A 17329-nucleotide genomic window follows, 5' to 3' on the forward strand; every position below is an offset into this window, starting at 1 on the left:
CCCATTGGCACCACCCTACGCTACGCCGCCTTCGGCCTGACCATCATCGGCGACTGGCTGGGCAAACCCCTCGACCTCGACAAACACGCCCTGCCTCGCGACCCCGCCTGGGGCCAGCTGGTGGCTCACTGGCGCGAGCCTGACGCCGCCAAGCTGGCGCCAATTCTGATGGCGGCTTGCGATACCCATGTCGAACGCATCGCCCTGACCTCCCGCGAACTCGACTCCGGCAATTTCGAATTCGGCTCGCCCTTCGAAGCCGTCTACCCCGCTGAAATCCTGGCCATTCTCAACCTGCGCCGTTCGTTGGGCCTGCCCAATCCGTCCATCGACCACCCCTTGATGCAAACGCCCTATGCCCAGCTGACCTGCCCGCCAGGCACCCGCTTCGAGCCGGATGAACTGCTGATGCGTTTTCTCGCAGCCGCCTGCAAACACGATCCCGATGCTGTTCCTGAAGGCCTTTATGAAGCAGTCATGCAAATCGGCGAAGAGGGTTGAGCAATGTCCAGACGGGGAGCGATTCGAAAAGGAGATCCGCACAGCGGGGGCGGTCGTATGAGTGAAGGGAGTGGAGTAATCATCAATGAACAGCAGCAGTGCATTCTCGGTGATCGCGCGCCGTGCCCACTCCATGGAGGTACATTTGCGCTGATCTCTGGGGGTGATGGTAGTGTCCTGTTCAACGGTACTCCGCTGGTGTTCGAACCGGCCGAACTTGCTTGCGGGTGCAAGGTTTCATCTACCTGTTCGGGAGCCTGTGCCAAAGAGGGTTGAGCAACCTGTCAATTGTTGGCTCCATGTACCAGCCTCTTCGCGGGCGCGCCCGCTCCCACAGGGACGCCGTCACACTTGAAATCGCGCAGTACCCGTGGGAGCGGGTTCACCCGCGAAGAGGCCCTCGAGGTCAGACGCCCGGCACCGTCTTCCGCCCGGCCAGTTGCTGTTTTTCCACCCCATCCAGCAACGCCTCCACCACCGCCTTGGCCGAATCCAGCCCGTGGTCATTGCTCAACAACAGATCACGACAGGTCCCCTTGGCCAGTTCCAGGGCCTTGAGGTTGGTCGCAAATGCGCCTTTGAGCAGCGTCGACAGGTGCACCAGCGCATCTTCGTAATCCACCCCCGAACGCACGGCAAACAACGGCGGATGGCTGCATTCACAGGTGGAGAAACTGGAGGACGCCGTGGTGGCGCGTACGGGAGGATCAGGTAAGCCTTTTGTCATTGTGTCGCTCCTTGATTCACGGGAGCCGCCACACAACGTGACCAAACGAATGGGTGGCGACTGTACGCGGGTTGGTCAACCGGGAATCAAGGAAACCGGCGCGCACGGAGGCGCCCCACGCACAGCCGCCATAAAACGAAACAGCCGGGCACAAAAAAGCGCCAACTGTATCGCAGAGCGGGCGCTTGTGCGCCTTGATGATTGCGGGTGACCAAACCCGACTGCTGGACTTACAGCAGCGGACAAAGACTACCGGTGTCGGGGAAGCGTTTCAAGCGAAGGGTAAGCGCTGTAACATTTCTCTCGTGCCGGCTTCCACTTCCTCACATTTGACGCGGTCGATGAGCGGCCTTGCCGGGGCGTCGGACCGGTCGGAAAGGGCAGCAAGGCTGTCCCAGGGTATCAGCAGTAATGAAAATGATGTCCCACCTGCACCGACCTCTTCGCGGGCTTGCCCGCTCCCACAGGGATCGCGCCAAGCCTGAGGGCGGCGCTGTACCTGTGGGAGCGGGCAAGCCCGCGAAGAGGCCCTCAAGGTCAATCACGGCTGCTCATTCTGGCTCAGATACTTGTCCACGGCAGCCTGCCCCTCCCCCGCATCTCCCGCCACCTGCCATAGCCGCCGCTCGATCCCCTGCGCCAACAAGTGCCCGACCGCCGCCTCGATCGCCGACAGCACGCACAATTGTGCCGGCTCGTTGGTGGTGTACCCCACCTCGGCTTCCAGCAGCTTCTTGAACTCGATGAACTTGAACACCCCGGCACTGCGGCCGACCGAGTAGATGGTCTTGCTGGTCATCACGTTGGCCAGCACCTGCCCGGTGCGCACGTCCACCGCGCGCAGGTTCACGGTCACCTGATCGACCCGGTACTCGCGGGAGATGTCGATGCCCAGGTAACGGGCGCCTTCGCCGCCGCTGCGCACGTTGGTGTCGTAGGCGATGATGCCGCCCTCGAGCATCAGGTTGGCGGCCTGCAGCGGCGGCAGTTCGCCCATGATGTTTTCCGCCACATCCGGCTTTTTCTGCGACGCACGGATGATCTTGCGCTCGGTCAGCAGGTTCTGCAGGCCTTCACGCTCCAGCACCACGAACCAGCCGCTGGCATTCAGCGCATCCATCAGCATGCTGGCCGCGCCCTGGGTCACGCTGGTCGAGAACGAGCTGGCCGGGGTCGGCTTGTACTGCCCGGTCTGGTCGCGGAAGCCGTACACCACCGCCATCAGACGGCCCTTGGGCCGGGGCATGTTGATCAGGTCGTAGTAGGTCGAGGCCCGTGGGGTCAGGGTCGGGGTTTCCGAGTCCTGTTCGGCGGGCATCGGTTCGCGCAGGCCGCAGCCGTGCAGGCCCAGGGCGGCGAGGATCAACAGCGTGCTCAGCAGACGTTTCATGGTGCTCTCTCCCCAACGGAAAGCCTGGCCCTTTCAGGGGTTCAGGCCGCTGACCTCAATGATCGAAATTTCTCCTGTGGCGCGATCGGTGACCTTGATACTCAAGGCCCCGGAATCGTCAATGACGTCGATCAGAAACGCATCGGTCGCCATGCTGCCGGTGTTGCCGTTACTGATGTTGTCGAGCAACTGCGACAACATCCGCGACTCCAGCTGGTTGCTGAAGCGCTCCAGGGCCGTGGTGCCGGAAAACGCCGAGGCACGGTCCTTGAGGTCGGGGTCGTCGTGGTCGTTCTGGGCCTGGGCGTTGTTCAACAGCCAGGTGCCATTCAGCGGGTTGCCGCCAAAGGCCGGGTTGACCGGGGTGTACACCAGCTCGGTGGCCTGGGCGGTGCAGGCAGCGGCCAACAGGCAGGCGGCGATGCAACGGGGTATACGGTGGTTCATAGCTCGTCCCTCTCCAGATCGGTGGTGTCCTGCAACAGGCGTTGCAACTTGCGCTGGATGATCTGCTGCTTGACCAGGTCGGCAGCGGCGATGGCCTCATCCTTGAGCTCGGTGGTGTTCGGTGGCAGAAAGCGCCGGTACATCACCTGGCGCTCGAACTCCACGGTGACCAGGCTGCCCCAGCGGGCATCCGGGCGTTCGCGTACCACCAGGTTGAAGTCCAGGCGGCTGGTGGCGCGCAGGCGGTCGGCGAAGTAGGAGTAAAAGTCGTGGCCGATGTGCGAGATGGTGTTGTCGACGATGAAGCCCTGCATCTCGTCCTCGTCGCCGGCCCTGGCCGAGGTCGCCAGCAGCGCCACCAGCAGCAGGCCCAGCGCCGCCACGCGGCTCATGGCGTATCCCCCGGGCCGGCATGGGTCTGCACGCCGCCGGCGCTTTCGCTGAAGGCCTGCTCGGCGACGAACTGCCAGTCGCTGTAGTGCTCCAGCCCCTCGAAGCCGCTCCATTCGGCGCTGAAGCCACTGCGCTTGAACGGGGTGGCGTCCGAGCGGCTGTGCACACCGGCGATGCGCCCGTCGATCGAGCGCAGCAGCCCCCATTCTTCGCCATTGGTGACGGGGTCGGGGTACAGCCGGCGAATGTGCCGCCTGGCCTGCGGGAAGCGGTTGTCCTGCAGCAGGTCAGCCAGCTCCTGGGGGTACTGGGCCAGCCCTGGCGAGGCGCGGTAGTAACTGCGCAGGGCCTGGGCATACTGGCTGCCCACCCACAGCAGCTGGCGTTCGCGGTCGCGCTGGGTGGCACTGGCCCAGAGCGTGCCGGTGGCGGCCAGGGCCACGCTGCTGACGGCAATCAGCAGCAGCACGCCCAGGTAAGTAAAGCCGGCGTCGGCCTTACCATTCAGCGAACAGGCTGCCATCACGCGCTCTCCCTGTGGCACCGCTCTTGATATCGGCCACGCCGCCGGCTACGCCTTCGGGTGGTGGCACCAGCTGCCAGGCATCGCTGCGCTCGGTGATCGGGTCGAGCGGGGTGTTGCGCAGGTAGCGTTGCTCCACCAGTTGCTCCAGCGAGTCCGGGTAGTGGCCGGTGTCGCCGTAGTAGTGGTCCAGCGCCTCGCGCAGCACCGCCAGGCTCTGGCGCAGGGTGGCTTCGCGGGCGCTTTCCAGGCTGTTGAAGTAGCGCGGCATGGCGATGGTCATCAGCGTGGCGATGATCGCCAGCACCACCAGCAACTCGATCAGGGTGAAGCCTTCGCTGCGCTTCATGGCGGTCACCATTGCCCGTAGGGGATGTTGTTCAGGCCTTTGCCACGGGCTTTGGAATAGATGTCGAACACGTCTTCGCCTTCGCGCGGGTTGTCGGCGCTGCTGTCGTAGGCGCGCAGGCCCCACCCCCCTTCATCTTCACCCTTGGCCGCCAGCAGCGGGTCGTGCGGGATGCGCCGCAGGAAGTAGAACTTGGCGCCCTTGGCACTGCGCACATCGCGCACGCCGTCGACCAGCACCTGCAGGTTCGGCGGGTAGCCACTGGCGTCCAGACGCTTCTCGATGTAGCCGGCATCGAACGCCCGCTTGTAGGCGTCGATGGCGTCGCGAATCTGGTACAGCGCCTCGCGCAGCTGCTGTTCCTTGCCGCGGCGCACCACGGTTTCAGTCAGCGGCGCGGCCATGCTGGCCAGCAAGCCGAGCAACGCCAGGGTCAGCACCACCTCGATCAGGCTGAAACCGTGCAGGCGGCGCGGCCCGTTCATGGCTGCGGGCCCGCTTTGGCCGGGGCGACCGCCATCTGGCTGTCCACCACCGGTGCGTCGCTGGCCGGGGCGTTGCCGGGCACCTCGACCGGCGGCAGCGGTGCCATCTGGCGCACCTGCATCGCCGACTCGGTGCCGGTGGCGAACTCCATGTCCGACGGGCTCTGGTACGGCAGGTTGCGCACGATGCGCGGGGTGATCGCCAGCACCAGCTCGCTCTTGCTCATGTCGTCCTTGTTGCTGCCGAACAGCCGCCCCAGGCCGGGGATATCGCCAAGGCCGGGGATCTTGTTGCCACTGGCGTTGTGGTCGTTGCGCACCAGGCCGGCCAGCACCTGGGTTTCGCCATCGTGCAGGCGCAGGGTGGTCTGCGCGTTGCGGGTGTCGACCTGGACCGGAATGGTGCCCTGGCGGGTGGCCTCCAGCGGCGTGGCATTGCTCACTTCCAGGGCCACCTTGATCGCCACTTCGTTGTTCAGGTGCACGGTGGGCTGCACTTCGAGCTTCAGGCCCACATCCAGGTAGGTGACGCTTTCGGTGATCACCGGGCCTTGGGTGGACGGCACCGAGGTGGCGCTGATGATCGGTACCCGCTGGCCGATGTGAATACGTGCCTGCTCGCGGTTGCTGACGCGAATCACCGGGCTGGCGAGGGTGTTGATGTCCTTGTCCTGGGCGTTGATCTTGGCCTGCGGTGCCGGCGCGATGCTGATGCGGCTGGAGTCGATGCCCTTGAGCTGGTCGAGCACGCTCACCGGCTGGCCATCGGAGCTGAGCACACCAAAGGTGTTGGGCCATTGCAGGCCGAGGTCGAGGATGCGCGAGGTGGCCACTTCCATCACCTCCACTTCCAGCACCACCTCGGGGTTGGACTGGTCCTGCGACTGCAGCAGCTTCTCGGCCATGCGCACGGCGTCCGGGGTGTCGCGCATGGTCAGGGTGTTGAGGCGTTCATCGACGAATACGTCGCGGGTCTTGAGCATGGTCTTGACCATGTTCAGCGCGGTGTTGGCGTCGATGCTGGTCAGGTAGAAGGTGCGCATGACCAGTTCCTGGTAGTCCTTGGTCTTCTGCGGCGAGTCGGGGTAGATCATCAGGGTGTTTTCATTGACGATCTTCTGCCGCAGCTGGTTCTGCTCCAGCAGCAGCGCCACGGCGTCTTCGATGCGCAATTCGCGGACGAAGATGGTGGCTTTCATGTCCGGGCGCATGTCCTTGTCGAAGATGAAGTTGATGCCGGCGACCTGGGACAGCACCTCGAAGATGGTCTTCAGGTTGGCATCGCGAAACTCCAGGGTCACCGGCCGCTCCAGCTTGCTGCGCAGTTGCGGGAACGGCTGCGCAGTGCGCGCCTGGACGTTCTCGATGTCGCTGCGCAGGGCCACGCCTTTCTGGTTCTGCGGGTCCAGGCGCAGCACTTCGCGCATGTAGCGCTCGGCGCCGAACAAATCGCCCTGGCGCAGCGCCGCCTGGCCCAGCGCCACGCGCTCGTCAAGGGTGCGGATCAGCTCCAGCTGGCGAATGCCTTCCTGGGCGCGGCGATTGTTCGGCTCCAGGGTCAGGACCCGGCCATAGCCCATGCGCGCGCCGGCGAAGTCGTGGCGAATACGGTCGGCATCGGCCTGGGTCAGCAGCGCCTCCACTGCAGCCTGGCGGCTGTGGGCCAGGGCGATGTTCAGTTCGGTGTCGCGGGGGTCTTCGCGCAGGGCCTCTTCCAGGCTGGCGATGCCGGCCTCGTACTGGCCCTCCTTCATCAGTTGGTCGCTGTCCTTGCGTACGCCACTGGAGCCGCAACCGGCGATGGCCACGCACAGCGCCACCAGCAGGAACGGAGCAGGCTTGCACAGCGTTGACGACTTCATGGAGCGCTCCCTACAGACAAGGTCTGCGACTGATGCAAAGGCAGGTAGACCAGGCTCAGCTCGCTGGCCGAGACGCGGTCGAGGCGGTAGGTGTCATCGATCACGTCGCCCTGGCGCACGACGTAGAGCTTTTCGCCGCTCTGCAGAAAGATCTGCAGGTCGTCGCGGTCACCGATGCGGCCGATGAACTGGAATGGCAAGGCCGGAGCGGTTGGCGCTGCGGGGGCTACCGGGGCGCTGTTCACGGGTTGTTCGGTGACAGTGGCCAGGGCTTGGGGGCTGGTCCATTGCTGCGGTGGGAAGAGGTCTTTTGAGGCCTGTTCCGGCCTATTCGCGGGTAAACCCGCTCCCACAGGGACCGTGGATACCGCCGATTCTGTGGGAGCGGGTTTACCCGCGAAGGCCGTGACGCTGTCATACTGGCCGAACCAATGCCCCGGCGCCCAGGCCAGCGCCGCACTCACGCCAAGAAAGCCGACCCAGATCGCTGCACGTTGTCCGTTCATCACGACCTCGACAGGTAAAGGGTCATGCGCAGGCGGGCATTCAGCTCGCTGTCGCCGATGCGCTTGCGTTGCAGTTCGAGGTCTTCCAGGACCAGGGTCGGCAACTGCTTGAGCAAACCTTTGATAAAGCCCCGAATCTGCGGGTAGCTGCCGCGCACCGGCAGCACGATCTGGTAGCGCGCCAGTTGCGTCCTGGGGTCGATGCCCAAGGCGTATTCGCCACGTGCCAGGCTGATGTGCTCGGCGCTGGCCAGGTGGTACAGGCGCTCGATCAGCGCGCTGGCCTGGGGCTGCCCGGGCAGTTGCTGACGCAGGCTGTCGAGCGCTTGCTGCTCGGGCTGGATGGCGATCTTCAGTTCGCCACGCCTGACCCGCTCGACCTGCACGCGGGCATCCGCCTGGGCCGCGCGCAGTTCGCGCATGGCCTGCCACTGCGGCAGGACGCCAGCGCAGGCCACGCCCAGGGCCAGCAGGCCGCTGGCAATCGCCGCCAGGCCAAGCGGGCCGATGCGCCGCAGGCGCTCCTGCAGGATCAGGCTGTGCAGCGATTCAGGGGCGCGCATGGCCGGTCTCCCAGGTGGCGGTGAGGGTGAAACGCACCGGGTGCTCGGGCTGCGTGGCCAGCACCTCGTGGTTGAGCAGCGACACATCACTGAGCTCGGTACTGGCTTCCAGGCGCTGGTGGTACTGCAACATCGCGTCCAGGCTGCGCGCCTCGGCGGCGATGCGCAGTTGCCCCTTGCGTGCGTCGGGGGCCAGGCTGAGCAAGGCCACATCGCCCTGCGGCTGCGCTTCGAGCATGGCGAACAGTTGTTGCCAAGGCCGTTGCAGCTGCTGCGAAACGCTTTGCATCTGCGCCAGGCGCTCGGCCTGTTCGCGGCTAGCGGCACTGCTCAGCGGCGCGACACTGGCCGGGCGCCGCCCCAATTGCAGTTCCAGGCTGTACACGCTGGCCTGCAGCTCGGCCTGTTCGGCCTGCAAGTGCTGCTGCAGCAACACCAGGGCAACCACCAGCGCGCTGCCCATGGCGAGCAGCGCCCAGGCCAACGGGCTGCTGCGCCGGGGCTGGAACTCCAGGTCGAGGCGGCGCATGTCAGGCCACCGCCCGCCACATGGCGCACAGCGGGTCGGCGTCGCTGGCCGGCGGGCACAGCTGCACCGCCGCCAGTTGCGGCGCATCGGTGCGGCCCGGGGCATGCAGGTAGACCCGTGGCAGGTCCTCGCCATACAACTCGCCGGTGCGCTCGATCAACGCCTGCAGGGCCTGGTCGTTGTCGGCGCAGCCTTGCGCCAGCACTTGCTGCCAGGCCCCGCCGGCGGCCAGCAACAGCACGCTGCGGCGCGGCTCGGCCAGCACGAACAGGAAGTCGCCCTGCCCCAGCTGTGCCGAACAGCGGTTGTAGGCGGCCATCAGGTACGGCTGCACCGAACGCAGGCTCAGCTGGCTTTCCCGGCCCAGCGCCTGCAGCCGTTGCAGCAACGCTTCGGGCAACGCCGTGGCGATGCGCGCGGTGCCGGCCGGTTCCGGCGACAGCACGATGCGCCAGTCATCCAGCGGCTGCCCGTAGAGGTTTTCGAAGCAGGCCCGGGCATAGGCGTCGAGTTCGCGCGGGTGGCCGATGGCAGCGCTCCACGGCACCAGGCAGAAGCGGCTATAGCGGGCCGACAGCAGCACCCGCAAGCGGGCGCCGCGCACGGCATGCTCGGCGAGCAACGCGGCCAGCGCGTCGGCAGCGGCTTGCCAGGCGGGTTGGCCGGCATCGCCGCTGAACCCGTGGCTGCCCAGCCACTGATGATGGTGTTTGTGCCAGCAACCCAGGCCGACACCCTCGGCACCCACTACGGCGGTGTACGTGCACGCGCCATGCTCAGATGAATGTGACACGGTTGATCTCCTCGAGGGTGGTACGGCCATCGCGGACCAGGTCCAGGGCCGAAGCCCGCAGCAGGCGCAGGCCGCGCTGGCAGGCGAGGTGCTTGATCTGCGACAGCGGGCGGCGTTCGACGATCATCTGCCGCAGGTCGTCGTCCAGGTGCAGCAGCTCGGCGATGGCGCTGCGGCCACGGTAACCACTGCCGCGGCACTGGCCGCAGCCCTGGGCACGCACGAAGCGCCAGCCGGCCACCGCATCGCGGCTCAGGCCAGCGCCATACAGGGCGTCGTCATCGACTTCGCACGGTGTGGCGCAATGCGGGCAGGCCAGGCGGATCAGGCGTTGCGCCAGCACCGCATTGAGCGCGGAGACGAAGCTGTAGGGGTCGACCTGCATCTGGCTGAAGCGGCCGATCACATCGAATACGTTGTTGGCGTGGATGGTGGTGAACACCAGGTGGCCGGTAAGCGCCGACTGCACGGCGATTTGTGCGGTGTCCGGGTCGCGGATCTCGCCGACCAGGATCTTGTCCGGGTCGTGGCGCAGGATCGAGCGCAGGCCGCGGGCGAAGGTCAGGCCTTTCTTCTCGTTGACCGGAATCTGCAGCACCCCGGGCAGCTGATACTCGACCGGGTCTTCGATGGTGATGATCTTGTCCACGCCGTGGTTGATCTCGCTGATCATGGCGTACAGGGTGGTGGTCTTGCCGCTGCCGGTGGGGCCGGTGACCAGGATCATGCCGTACGGCTCGGCGGCCAGCCGGCGCAGGGCGCGCAGGGTTTCTTCGGCAAAGCCCAGGGCGTGCAGCTGCACACCGCTGACCCGGTCGGACAGGTCCTGCTTGTCGAGCACCCGCAGCACCGCGTCTTCGCCGAAGATGCTGGGCATGATCGACACGCGGAAGTCGATCTGCCGGTCGCCCACGGCGACCTTGAAGCGGCCGTCCTGGGGCACGCGTTTTTCGCCGATGTCCAGTTCGGCCATGACCTTGATGCGCGAGATCACCTGGTCGGCGAAGGCGCTGCCGCTGGCCTTGCCGGCGCCGTTGAGCACACCGTCGATGCGGTACTTGATGGTCAGGCCCTGGCCGGTCATGCCAAGGTGGATGTCGCTGGCGTGCAGCTTGAGCGCGTCGTACAGGGTGGAGTTGACCAGCTTGACCACGCGGCTCTGGTCTTCGCTGATGCTGGCCAGCGACAGGCGTTGCAGCGGGTCGCATTCGCTGCCGGCTTCGGCCTCGTGGTCCAGGGCGTCCACGGCGTGGAAGCTTTCTTCGTGGCGGGCCAGAAAGGTGGCCAGGTCGGCGGCGTGGGCCAGGTACAGCGGGGCGCCCTGCAGCACATCGTCGATCCAGGCCAGGCGGGCGTGGTCGAAGGGGTCGGCGAACACCCCAAGCAGCTGGCCGTCCTGTTCGATCACGGCGAATTCGCGCTTCAGGCACATGGCCAGGCTGACCTTGTCGAAGCGCGGCGTGCTGGCCAATAGGGTGTGGCTGCCCAGCACCGGGTAATGCAGGGTCAGGCCAAGGCGCTGGGTGAAGGTGTCGGGGGTGTCACAGGCCAGCTGTTCCAGGCGGGTGAGCAGGCGCTCGTCGCTGCTTTGCAGGCGGGCCTGGGCCAAGAGGTCGCGGGGGTAGGCAGAATGCGCTTTTACCTGTGCCGGCCCTTTCGCGGGTAAACCCGCTCCCACAGGATGTCCGATGTCTTCAAGATTGCAGTGCCCCTGTGGGAGCGGGTTTACCCGCGAAGAGGCCGGTGCAGGCGGTAGAGCTTCCCGGGTTGCATCGAATGCGTCTGGCATGGCCTGCGACTCCGCTCAGGGGCGCGTCGCAGGCTGGCTCGGCCAGGGGTGCGGGCGCCGCTATTCCCCGGTGAGCAGTTGATCGTCGTCGGGCCCTGGGGGCTTGGCGCCGTTACGGCGGCGGTCGGCCAGTACCCAGCTTCCATCGTACAACTGCAGGGGGAACGATTCGTTCCTGTTCTGGCGTCGCTCGACGAACCCTTCAGCCGGGTTGTCCGTGGCCCTGCGCCGGCGCTCGATGCCCATCAGGTCGAAGATCGCACGGGCCAGTTCCACCAGCGGGAACGGCTTGAACAGGACATGGCTCACGCCCAGTTCGGCAGCCCGCTCACGCACCGCGACGGTGGGGTGGGCGGTAATCAGCACGAAGTGGCACTGGCTGTTCCTGCGTACGGCCTCCAGAACCTGAAAACCCTCCATGTCGGGCAAGCGGTAATCCAGCACGATCACTTGCGGTGCCAGGCTTGCAGCCTGTTCGATACCACTGGCACCGTCGTGGGCAACATCAACTTCCAGGCCTTGCGCCTGCAGGTACGCTTGCAGGTTCTGCGCAAGGGTCTGTTCGTCATCGACTACCAATACTCTGTTCACCAAGGTCGACTCCCAAGAACTGCCCGGTAACCCGGTCTGCGAAGTGCGCCCTCGTAAAGGCTTGAGCAGGCTTCGTGCCAGGCGGGAATAGTCATGCTGCACCTTTACAAGTCGTTGATTTCACGTAACTTTCTGCCAGAACCCGGAACCCGGCGGGCAGGCGCTGCCATGCGGTTCCCCACATGCGGGGGAAGGGCTGGCACACGGCCAGATGGTAATTCCCCAGCATTGGGGAAACACCCTCAGTGGCTTCAGTCGGCGATTTCCACGGTAGCCGACGCGCGCAAACGTTGCCGCACGGACTGGCGCGCCTGCGCTTCGCGTTCAGCGAGCAGCATGGCCCTGGCCCGGGCCAGGCCCTGTTCGCGTATGAGCGATGGCTGTTCATCTGCTTGCTGCGCTCCTTGCAGGTTTGCCTGGTTGGCATCGTAGAAGGCCTGCACTTCGACCTGGCTGGGCGCGGCGACCGCGCTGAGCTGGGCATACACCTGCTGGGCGGCCAGCTCGTGCCGGGTGTAGTCATTGTACTGTGCCCTATCGAAGCCCGCCTCCGCCAGCCGCCGGTCAAAAATGGCCGGGCTGCCGAACGCCGCCTCGACCTCGCCGACATGCGCCGCCACCTGTTCGTCGCTGATGGCGATGCCACGGCGCTGGGCCTCCTGCCACAACAGTTCCTTGTCGATCAGCTCGCCCAGGGCCTGGTCGCGCAGGCGCTTGTACAGGGTCGGGTTGCGGATGCCGGTCAGGGCGCGGCCCTGGGCGTCCAGGTATTCGCTGAAATAGCGCTCCAGGCGCATCATTTCGATTTCCACGCCATTGACCCGCGCCGCCGGTACATCGGCCCAGCTTGCCTTGGCCAATACCTGCAACAGGCACAACAACAGAACACGCATGGCAACCTCCTCAAGGGTTGTCCGGCACTGGCCGGTACGGGCTGACCGCGGTGAAGCGCGGCCCGGGCAGGGCCACCGCCACCACATGGGCACCGGTCATGCCCTGGCGACGCCCGGGGCCGAAGCCCAGGGCCGGGGTCAGGCCGGTGGACACATCATGCAGACCTTCCAGCGCGGCAATCAGCTGCGCGCGGCTGGTGTCACGGCCGGTCTGTTTCAACGCTTCGCTGAGCAGGCGCAGGGCACACAGGGTGTTGACCTGCAACGACGCCTGGCGTGGGTCGAGACCTTGGCGCTGCTGCAGCCCGGCCAGGCTCGCCAGGCCCTGCGCGGTCCAGTCTTCGGGCACATACGGATAGGCCAGGAACACCCGTTGCGACCACGCTTCGGGCAAGCGCGCCACGGCGCCGGCCACCTGGCTGGAAGCGGCGAACAGGTAGGGTTGGCGGCCGCCGGCCTGCAACGCCGAGGCCAGCTGGGCAAACGCCTGGGCGCGGCCGAGGAAGACGATGCCCTGCCCGTCCACGGCCTGGCCAGCAAAGGCCTGCACGGCCACTGGCGCCCAGCCCTGTTGCAGCAAGCGTTCGCGCACCTGTGCGGCCAGCGCCGCCTGGTCGTCGCCGGCATACACCACGCGCAGGTCGCCCGCTGCCAGGCCCAACGCCGCGCGGGCGTGGCCGGCCAGGCTGAGCAATTGCGCGGGCAACGCGGGCAACGGGTCGAAAATCTGCGGGCTGCCGCCACTGCGTGGGGTGCTGCCGATCAGCGGCACATTGTGTGGCGCCAGCAAGGTGGCCAGGCGCGCGTCGAGCATCGGTGCCAAGGGCGCCAGCAGGGCGAACACCTGCTGCTCTAGCAACTGCTGCAGCGCCCGTTCGGCGCTGGCCGGGTCGGGGCCGGGGTCGAGCGCCACCAGCGCCAGGCGTCGCCCGTGAATGCCGCCTTGCTGGTTGAGCTGCGCCAGGCCGTCTTCGAGCACCGCACGCACCACCTGCCCGGCGTCAGCCAACGGGCCGGCGGCTGGCAGCAAGGTGCCCAGGCGCAGCACGCCGTCCTCCAGGCCCGGGTCGCGGTCCTGGGCCAGGCGCTTGAGGTAGGCGGTGAGGTTGCGCTGGTCGGCGAGGGTCAGTTCGAAACGCGGCATGGCCGGGTCCAGGCGGGTGCCGGCCGGGTCGAGGCCATGCTGGATGGCCCGGGCCAGGCTGCTGTCGGTGTAGCCCGGGTAGCGGCGGCCGTTGGCCTCGCGTTCACCCTGGCCAAGCGCCAGGCGTTGCCAGTCGAGGCTGGGCGGGCGCACGCCGCCTTCCGCGCGGCCGCGGCCATCGTCGCCGTGGCAGCTGGCGCAGGGCAGCACGCTGGCGGGGACGCGCATGTCGCTGGCGCCGACCCGGGCTTGCAGTTGGGCGTCGCTGCTGGAGACGCCCTCGCGGTACAGGCGTTTGCCGGCTTGTTCGTTGGCGGTGAGATCGAGTGCAAAAGTCGCAGTACCGAACACCAGACTGACAAGCAGAGCCAGGATTATGCTCCCGGCTCTTCTAGCCTGTTCTGGCCTCATCGCCGGCAAGCCAGCTCCCACAGGGATCGTAGCGCCCCTGAAGGCAGTGTTGCCCCTGTGGGAGCCGGCTTGCCGGCGATGAGGCCGGCAGCAACAGCGCAAGGCCGCCCAGGCATTCACGATGCTCACCGACCCGCCAATGGCTGGGCCAGCAGCTGCATGCGCTGGGCGATTGCCACAGGTGGTGCATCCGGGCGGATCTTGCTCCAGCGCTTGCCGGCGACATCCCCGGCTATCAGTTGCGTCGAATGCTGCTCGGGGCTGGGCAGGAACTGGCCGATGCGGCCCAGCACCAGGTCGACATTGGCCTTGTCACCGCTCAGGAACAGCCAGTTCGGCCCATCCACGCCGTGCTTTTCGGCAAACGCCTTGAGCACCTGCGGGGTGTCGTTGAGCGGGTCGCTGCTGATCGACACGAAGGTGACCTGGCTGGCCAGCTGCGGGCCCATGGCCTCGCGCACCTCGCGCAACTTGCGGGTAATCAGCGGGCAGGCGTCGGTGCAGTGGGTGAAGATCACGTTGAGCAGCACCACCCTGCCCTCGAGCACATCGCTGTAGAAGCGCAGCTCGCGACCGTTCTGGTCCCTGACCAGGGTATCGGTGAACCAGGCCTGGGCATCGCGGGTGCCACCGCCACTGCTCATCGCCGGCGGTGCCGGTTGTGGCTCGGGCGCCTGCGGGGCATGGCCTTCGTGGGCGAACGCCACGGCCGCGAGAATCCACAGGCAACCACCCAGCACCAGCCAGTCGAAACCGCGCATGCCGGCGCGGCGGCTGTTTGCCTGGCTCATGGTTGCACCTCGTGATGGTCGGCAATGGCGGTGCTCTTGGCGTGCACGCGGCGGGCACCGAGGCGGTTGATTTCATCGATCAGCACCGCCGGGTCGGTGAAGCCGTAGTAACGCGTCCAGTGCCCACTGCGGCCGTCACCCACCAGGATCAGCGGCGGGTGCTGGCTGAGGTCGGCGCTGAAGCTGCCCAGGCCTTTGAGGGTTTCACTGATGGCGTAAGGCGTGCCGGTCAGCCAGCTCCAGCCTGGCCCCTTCTGGAAGGCCCTGGCGTAGCTTTGCAGGCGCCTGGCGTCGTCACGCTGCGGGTCGATGCTGATCGACACCAGGTGAATGTCCTGCCCTACCCGGCCGCCCAACTGCTGCTGGACCTTGCCCATGATCGACGACACCACCGGGCACACCGTGGTGCAGCTGGTGTAGATGAAGCCCATGACCACCAGATGGTCGCCCACCAGGTCGCGTTCCAGGCGCACCGGCATGCCGTCCTGGTTCAGCAGCGACACATCGGCAAAGCGCACGCTGGCCTTTTCCTGGCGTGCGGCTGGCGGCGCTTCGGCGTGGCCGTCGTGGGCATGGCCGCCATGCGCCAGCGCCAGCTGGCTGGCGAATGCCAAGGTCAGGGCCAGCAGCCTGCAAGCATGCCTGGTAGTCATCGCACATTCCTCACGTCGGTCTGGGAAGCGTTGGACGCTGCGGCCGGCAGGACCCGCAGGCTGGTGTAGTTCTCTTCGGCGAACCTGCGCCCCAGTGACGGCGACTGCACATGCAGGTACCAGGCACCGGCCTCGGGCAGGCTCAGGGCCGCCTGATAGATGCCCTCGCCCACCTCTTCCAGCTGCAGGTTGCGCGGCATCGACGACGGTGCCAGGAAGTAGCGCAGGCTCAGGTCGCTCAGGCCCAGGCGCGGCTGGCCGTCGTCGCCGACGATGCGCACCCGGGCGGTAATGGCGCTGTGTTGCGACAAGGGCCGGTCCAGGCCGATGAACTCGGCATGCGTGCCCTGGCGCTTGCCGGCATTCGGCGCTTCGGCGACATCGGTGCTGAAGCAATGGATGATCTGCGGCTGGTTGAGCAGAAAAGCCACATCGAACTTGCCGGCAGCCGGCATTTTCACCGTCGAACCGTACACGCCCGGCGCCACTTCGCGCAGGCTGCGGTCAACGACGATGGCGGCGCGGGCCTGGTGGCCACGGTTGTTGTAGCCAGACATCGGCGCGTTCATGCCTTCGGCGTAGAAGTAGGTGGTGTTGTCCACCGGGTTGACCACGAACACCGAATTGTCGTCGCGCGACACCGACAGCCCCTGGGCCAGCGGCAGGTCACCGGCCTGGCGCGGCGCCGCCGGGCCGGCCTCGAAGCCCTGGATGATCGGCGAGCGCCCTTCGCCCAGGCTGGCCAGGTTGATCATGCTGACCTTTGGCGAAGCCAGGCCGCGCACGTAGGCATAGCCCTTGGTGAAAGTCAGCTGGTACGGCTCGGCCGCCACCGGAACGCGGTGGATCAGCTGGTCGGTACTGGCGTCGATCACCAGCGCCTGGTTCTCCAGGGTGTTGAGCACGATGCCGTAGCGGCCATCGTTGCTGAAGCGCATCGGCCCCAGGCCCTGTTCGGCCTGGACGGTGTGGCGCAACTGGTGGTTGCGGGCATCGAATACCCGCACGCTGCCCTCCTCGCCATCGACCACGTACACCGCCTGGGACAACGCCGAATAGCTGACCGACAGCGGGTGCGGGCCGACCTTGAGGGTCTTGACCAGGCGCATTTGCGCGATGTCGATGACGCTGAGCGTGCCGCTGTCGCGGTTGCTGACGTAGGCAAAGCGCGAGTCGCCGCTGAAGGCGATTTCGTGGTGGCCGCTGCCGGTATTGAAGGTTTTCAGGGTGTTGCGCCCCGGTACATCGATCACCGTTACCCCGCCCTTGGCCGGGTCGCGGCTGTTGTTGCCCACCCACAGCCGGTGCTGGTCGGGCTGCAGGGCCACGCGCAGCGGCTGCTCACCAGCGTCCAGGTCGGCGACACGGGTGAAGGTTTCAGTGTCGATGACCGCGACCTTGCCGCGCTCGGGGATGGACACGAACACCTGCTTGTCGTCGCTGGTGGCCACCCAGTCCATGGGCGGCCCGGGCAGGTCGATGCGGGCCAGGGTGCTGGTCACGCCCCCCACCGAGACGGTCGGGTCGATCACCGTCAGGCTGGCGTCCTTGTTCAGCATCAGCAGAAAGTAGCTGTTCAGGTCGAGCAACGGCCGGGCGCCGATGCTGCTTTTCAGGAACAACGCCACCCGCGCCTTGCAGCTCTGCTCGCGCTCGCCCGCCGGCGCCGACTGCGCCGGGTCGAGCCATGCCCCGGGGGCCATGCCCGACAGCGGCTGGCCGCTGGTCTGGTCACTGACCTTGAACCGGATGTTGGCGAAGCTGCCTTCCTGCAGGGTGCCGCCGGCCAGCGGCCGGGCCTCGAACTCCACGGTCACGCCGTCGCGGCTGAGCCGGTGCAGGGCCTGCGGGTCGGCCGCCTCCTGCAACAGCTCGCGCGGGTCGCACCAGAGCTTTTCATACGCCACGCCCAGGCCGATCAGCGCCACTCCCAGTGCTACCCCCAAGTAAGCAGGGCGAGTCTTCTTGTTCATGCTCGCGCTCCCTTTC

General features: G+C 66.6%; 21 protein-coding genes. 2 read left to right on the forward strand and 19 right to left on the reverse strand.

Annotated elements, in window-relative coordinates:
* Window positions 1-501 (forward strand): hypothetical protein (locus C6A77_RS18555; RefSeq protein ID WP_178082392.1); only part of this gene is annotated, 501 nt, incomplete at its 5' end.
* A gap of 3 nt (window positions 502-504) precedes the next feature.
* The gene (locus C6A77_RS18560) at window positions 505-777 is read left to right on the forward strand and encodes a PAAR domain-containing protein (RefSeq protein ID WP_114170780.1); all 273 of its coding nucleotides are present in this window, start codon (window positions 505-507) and stop codon (window positions 775-777) included.
* A gap of 130 nt (window positions 778-907) precedes the next feature.
* On the opposite strand, the gene C6A77_RS18565 is transcribed toward C6A77_RS18560, so the two are convergent.
* The 19 genes from C6A77_RS18565 to C6A77_RS18660 form a co-directional block, all read right to left on the reverse strand.
* The gene (locus C6A77_RS18565) at window positions 908-1144 is read right to left on the reverse strand and encodes a hypothetical protein (RefSeq protein WP_114170781.1); all 237 of its coding nucleotides are present in this window, start codon (window positions 1142-1144) and stop codon (window positions 908-910) included.
* Window positions 1145-1769: 625 nt separating this feature from the next.
* Complete coding sequence (locus C6A77_RS18570; RefSeq protein ID WP_114170782.1) at window positions 1770-2618, reverse strand: CsgG/HfaB family protein; 849 nt, start codon at window positions 2616-2618, stop codon at window positions 1770-1772.
* 33 nt (window positions 2619-2651) lie between these two features.
* On the reverse strand, window positions 2652-3065 hold the full coding sequence (locus C6A77_RS18575; protein WP_114170783.1) for a curli assembly protein CsgF: 414 nt from the start codon (window positions 3063-3065) through the stop codon (window positions 2652-2654).
* Window positions 3062-3457 (reverse strand): curli production assembly/transport protein CsgE, encoded by a 396-nt coding sequence (gene csgE, locus C6A77_RS18580; RefSeq protein WP_114170784.1) that lies wholly within the window; start codon window positions 3455-3457, stop codon window positions 3062-3064. Before csgE ends, C6A77_RS18575 begins: the two co-directional genes overlap by 4 nt.
* Window positions 3454-3981 (reverse strand): type II secretion system protein, encoded by a 528-nt coding sequence (locus C6A77_RS18585; RefSeq protein ID WP_114170785.1) that lies wholly within the window; start codon window positions 3979-3981, stop codon window positions 3454-3456. The genes csgE and C6A77_RS18585 overlap by 4 nt, the downstream gene beginning before the upstream one ends.
* Window positions 3956-4330: a type II secretion system protein gene (locus C6A77_RS18590; protein ID WP_114170786.1), complete on the reverse strand. Its 375-nt coding sequence runs from the start codon at window positions 4328-4330 to the stop codon at window positions 3956-3958. The genes C6A77_RS18585 and C6A77_RS18590 overlap by 26 nt, the downstream gene beginning before the upstream one ends.
* Before the next feature lie 5 nt (window positions 4331-4335).
* Window positions 4336-4815, reverse strand: a complete 480-nt coding sequence (locus tag C6A77_RS18595; protein ID WP_114170787.1) for a type II secretion system protein — start codon at window positions 4813-4815, stop codon at window positions 4336-4338.
* Window positions 4812-6677: a secretin N-terminal domain-containing protein gene (locus C6A77_RS18600; protein ID WP_114170788.1), complete on the reverse strand. Its 1866-nt coding sequence runs from the start codon at window positions 6675-6677 to the stop codon at window positions 4812-4814. The genes C6A77_RS18595 and C6A77_RS18600 overlap by 4 nt, the downstream gene beginning before the upstream one ends.
* Window positions 6674-7183, reverse strand: coding sequence for a hypothetical protein (locus C6A77_RS18605; protein ID WP_114170789.1), 510 nt, complete (start codon window positions 7181-7183; stop codon window positions 6674-6676). The genes C6A77_RS18600 and C6A77_RS18605 overlap by 4 nt, the downstream gene beginning before the upstream one ends.
* Complete coding sequence (gene pilO, locus C6A77_RS18610) at window positions 7183-7746, reverse strand: type 4a pilus biogenesis protein PilO (RefSeq protein WP_114170790.1); 564 nt, start codon at window positions 7744-7746, stop codon at window positions 7183-7185. The genes C6A77_RS18605 and pilO overlap by 1 nt, the downstream gene beginning before the upstream one ends.
* On the reverse strand, window positions 7733-8275 hold the full coding sequence (locus C6A77_RS18615; RefSeq protein ID WP_114170791.1) for a pilus assembly protein: 543 nt from the start codon (window positions 8273-8275) through the stop codon (window positions 7733-7735). The genes pilO and C6A77_RS18615 overlap by 14 nt, the downstream gene beginning before the upstream one ends.
* 1 nt (window position 8276) lies before the next feature.
* Window positions 8277-9068 carry a hypothetical protein gene (locus C6A77_RS18620; protein WP_114170792.1) on the reverse strand — a complete coding sequence of 264 codons (792 nt, stop codon included), beginning with the start codon at window positions 9066-9068 and terminating at the stop codon, window positions 8277-8279.
* Window positions 9052-10857, reverse strand: a complete 1806-nt coding sequence (locus C6A77_RS18625; protein ID WP_241507443.1) for a GspE/PulE family protein — start codon at window positions 10855-10857, stop codon at window positions 9052-9054. Before C6A77_RS18625 ends, C6A77_RS18620 begins: the two co-directional genes overlap by 17 nt.
* Before the next feature lie 60 nt (window positions 10858-10917).
* A complete protein-coding gene (locus tag C6A77_RS18630) occupies window positions 10918-11451 on the reverse strand; it encodes a response regulator (RefSeq protein ID WP_164497672.1) in 534 nt (177 codons plus the stop codon).
* Between the two features lie 248 nt (window positions 11452-11699).
* Window positions 11700-12341 carry a SurA N-terminal domain-containing protein gene (locus C6A77_RS18635; RefSeq protein ID WP_114170794.1) on the reverse strand — a complete coding sequence of 214 codons (642 nt, stop codon included), beginning with the start codon at window positions 12339-12341 and terminating at the stop codon, window positions 11700-11702.
* 10 nt (window positions 12342-12351) lie between these two features.
* Window positions 12352-13896: an ABC transporter substrate-binding protein gene (locus C6A77_RS18640; RefSeq protein ID WP_114170795.1), complete on the reverse strand. Its 1545-nt coding sequence runs from the start codon at window positions 13894-13896 to the stop codon at window positions 12352-12354.
* Window positions 13897-14021: 125 nt separating this feature from the next.
* Window positions 14022-14687 carry an SCO family protein gene (locus C6A77_RS18650; RefSeq protein WP_114170796.1) on the reverse strand — a complete coding sequence of 222 codons (666 nt, stop codon included), beginning with the start codon at window positions 14685-14687 and terminating at the stop codon, window positions 14022-14024.
* Window positions 14684-15340, reverse strand: coding sequence for an SCO family protein (locus tag C6A77_RS18655; RefSeq protein WP_114170797.1), 657 nt, complete (start codon window positions 15338-15340; stop codon window positions 14684-14686). Before C6A77_RS18655 ends, C6A77_RS18650 begins: the two co-directional genes overlap by 4 nt.
* Complete coding sequence (locus C6A77_RS18660; RefSeq protein ID WP_114170798.1) at window positions 15337-17313, reverse strand: cytochrome D1 domain-containing protein; 1977 nt, start codon at window positions 17311-17313, stop codon at window positions 15337-15339. The genes C6A77_RS18655 and C6A77_RS18660 overlap by 4 nt, the downstream gene beginning before the upstream one ends.
* Window positions 17314-17329 lie beyond the last annotated feature (16 nt).

This window comes from Pseudomonas sp. AFG_SD02_1510_Pfu_092 (assembly GCF_003331055.1).
In the GTDB taxonomy this organism is placed as follows: domain Bacteria; phylum Pseudomonadota; class Gammaproteobacteria; order Pseudomonadales; family Pseudomonadaceae; genus Aquipseudomonas.

What these genes read in the sequence shown, in the direction of transcription:
- C6A77_RS18560 (WP_114170780.1), top strand. Translation starts at nt 505, where the DNA reads ATGTCCAGACGGGGAGCGATTCGAAAAGGAGATCCGCACAGCGGGGGC.
- C6A77_RS18570 (WP_114170782.1), bottom strand. Translation starts at nt 2,618, where the DNA reads ATGAAACGTCTGCTGAGCACGCTGTTGATCCTCGCCGCCCTGGGCCTG.
- C6A77_RS18575 (WP_114170783.1), bottom strand. Translation starts at nt 3,065, where the DNA reads ATGAACCACCGTATACCCCGTTGCATCGCCGCCTGCCTGTTGGCCGCT.
- csgE (WP_114170784.1), bottom strand. Translation starts at nt 3,457, where the DNA reads ATGAGCCGCGTGGCGGCGCTGGGCCTGCTGCTGGTGGCGCTGCTGGCG.
- C6A77_RS18585 (WP_114170785.1), bottom strand. Translation starts at nt 3,981, where the DNA reads ATGGCAGCCTGTTCGCTGAATGGTAAGGCCGACGCCGGCTTTACTTAC.
- C6A77_RS18590 (WP_114170786.1), bottom strand. Translation starts at nt 4,330, where the DNA reads ATGAAGCGCAGCGAAGGCTTCACCCTGATCGAGTTGCTGGTGGTGCTG.
- C6A77_RS18595 (WP_114170787.1), bottom strand. Translation starts at nt 4,815, where the DNA reads ATGAACGGGCCGCGCCGCCTGCACGGTTTCAGCCTGATCGAGGTGGTG.
- C6A77_RS18600 (WP_114170788.1), bottom strand. Translation starts at nt 6,677, where the DNA reads ATGAAGTCGTCAACGCTGTGCAAGCCTGCTCCGTTCCTGCTGGTGGCG.
- C6A77_RS18605 (WP_114170789.1), bottom strand. Translation starts at nt 7,183, where the DNA reads ATGAACGGACAACGTGCAGCGATCTGGGTCGGCTTTCTTGGCGTGAGT.
- pilO (WP_114170790.1), bottom strand. Translation starts at nt 7,746, where the DNA reads ATGCGCGCCCCTGAATCGCTGCACAGCCTGATCCTGCAGGAGCGCCTG.
- C6A77_RS18615 (WP_114170791.1), bottom strand. Translation starts at nt 8,275, where the DNA reads ATGCGCCGCCTCGACCTGGAGTTCCAGCCCCGGCGCAGCAGCCCGTTG.
- C6A77_RS18625 (WP_241507443.1), bottom strand. Translation starts at nt 10,857, where the DNA reads ATGCCAGACGCATTCGATGCAACCCGGGAAGCTCTACCGCCTGCACCG.
- C6A77_RS18635 (WP_114170794.1), bottom strand. Translation starts at nt 12,341, where the DNA reads ATGCGTGTTCTGTTGTTGTGCCTGTTGCAGGTATTGGCCAAGGCAAGC.
- C6A77_RS18640 (WP_114170795.1), bottom strand. Translation starts at nt 13,896, where the DNA reads ATGAGGCCAGAACAGGCTAGAAGAGCCGGGAGCATAATCCTGGCTCTG.
- C6A77_RS18650 (WP_114170796.1), bottom strand. Translation starts at nt 14,687, where the DNA reads ATGAGCCAGGCAAACAGCCGCCGCGCCGGCATGCGCGGTTTCGACTGG.
- C6A77_RS18655 (WP_114170797.1), bottom strand. Translation starts at nt 15,340, where the DNA reads ATGACTACCAGGCATGCTTGCAGGCTGCTGGCCCTGACCTTGGCATTC.
- C6A77_RS18660 (WP_114170798.1), bottom strand. Translation starts at nt 17,313, where the DNA reads ATGAACAAGAAGACTCGCCCTGCTTACTTGGGGGTAGCACTGGGAGTG.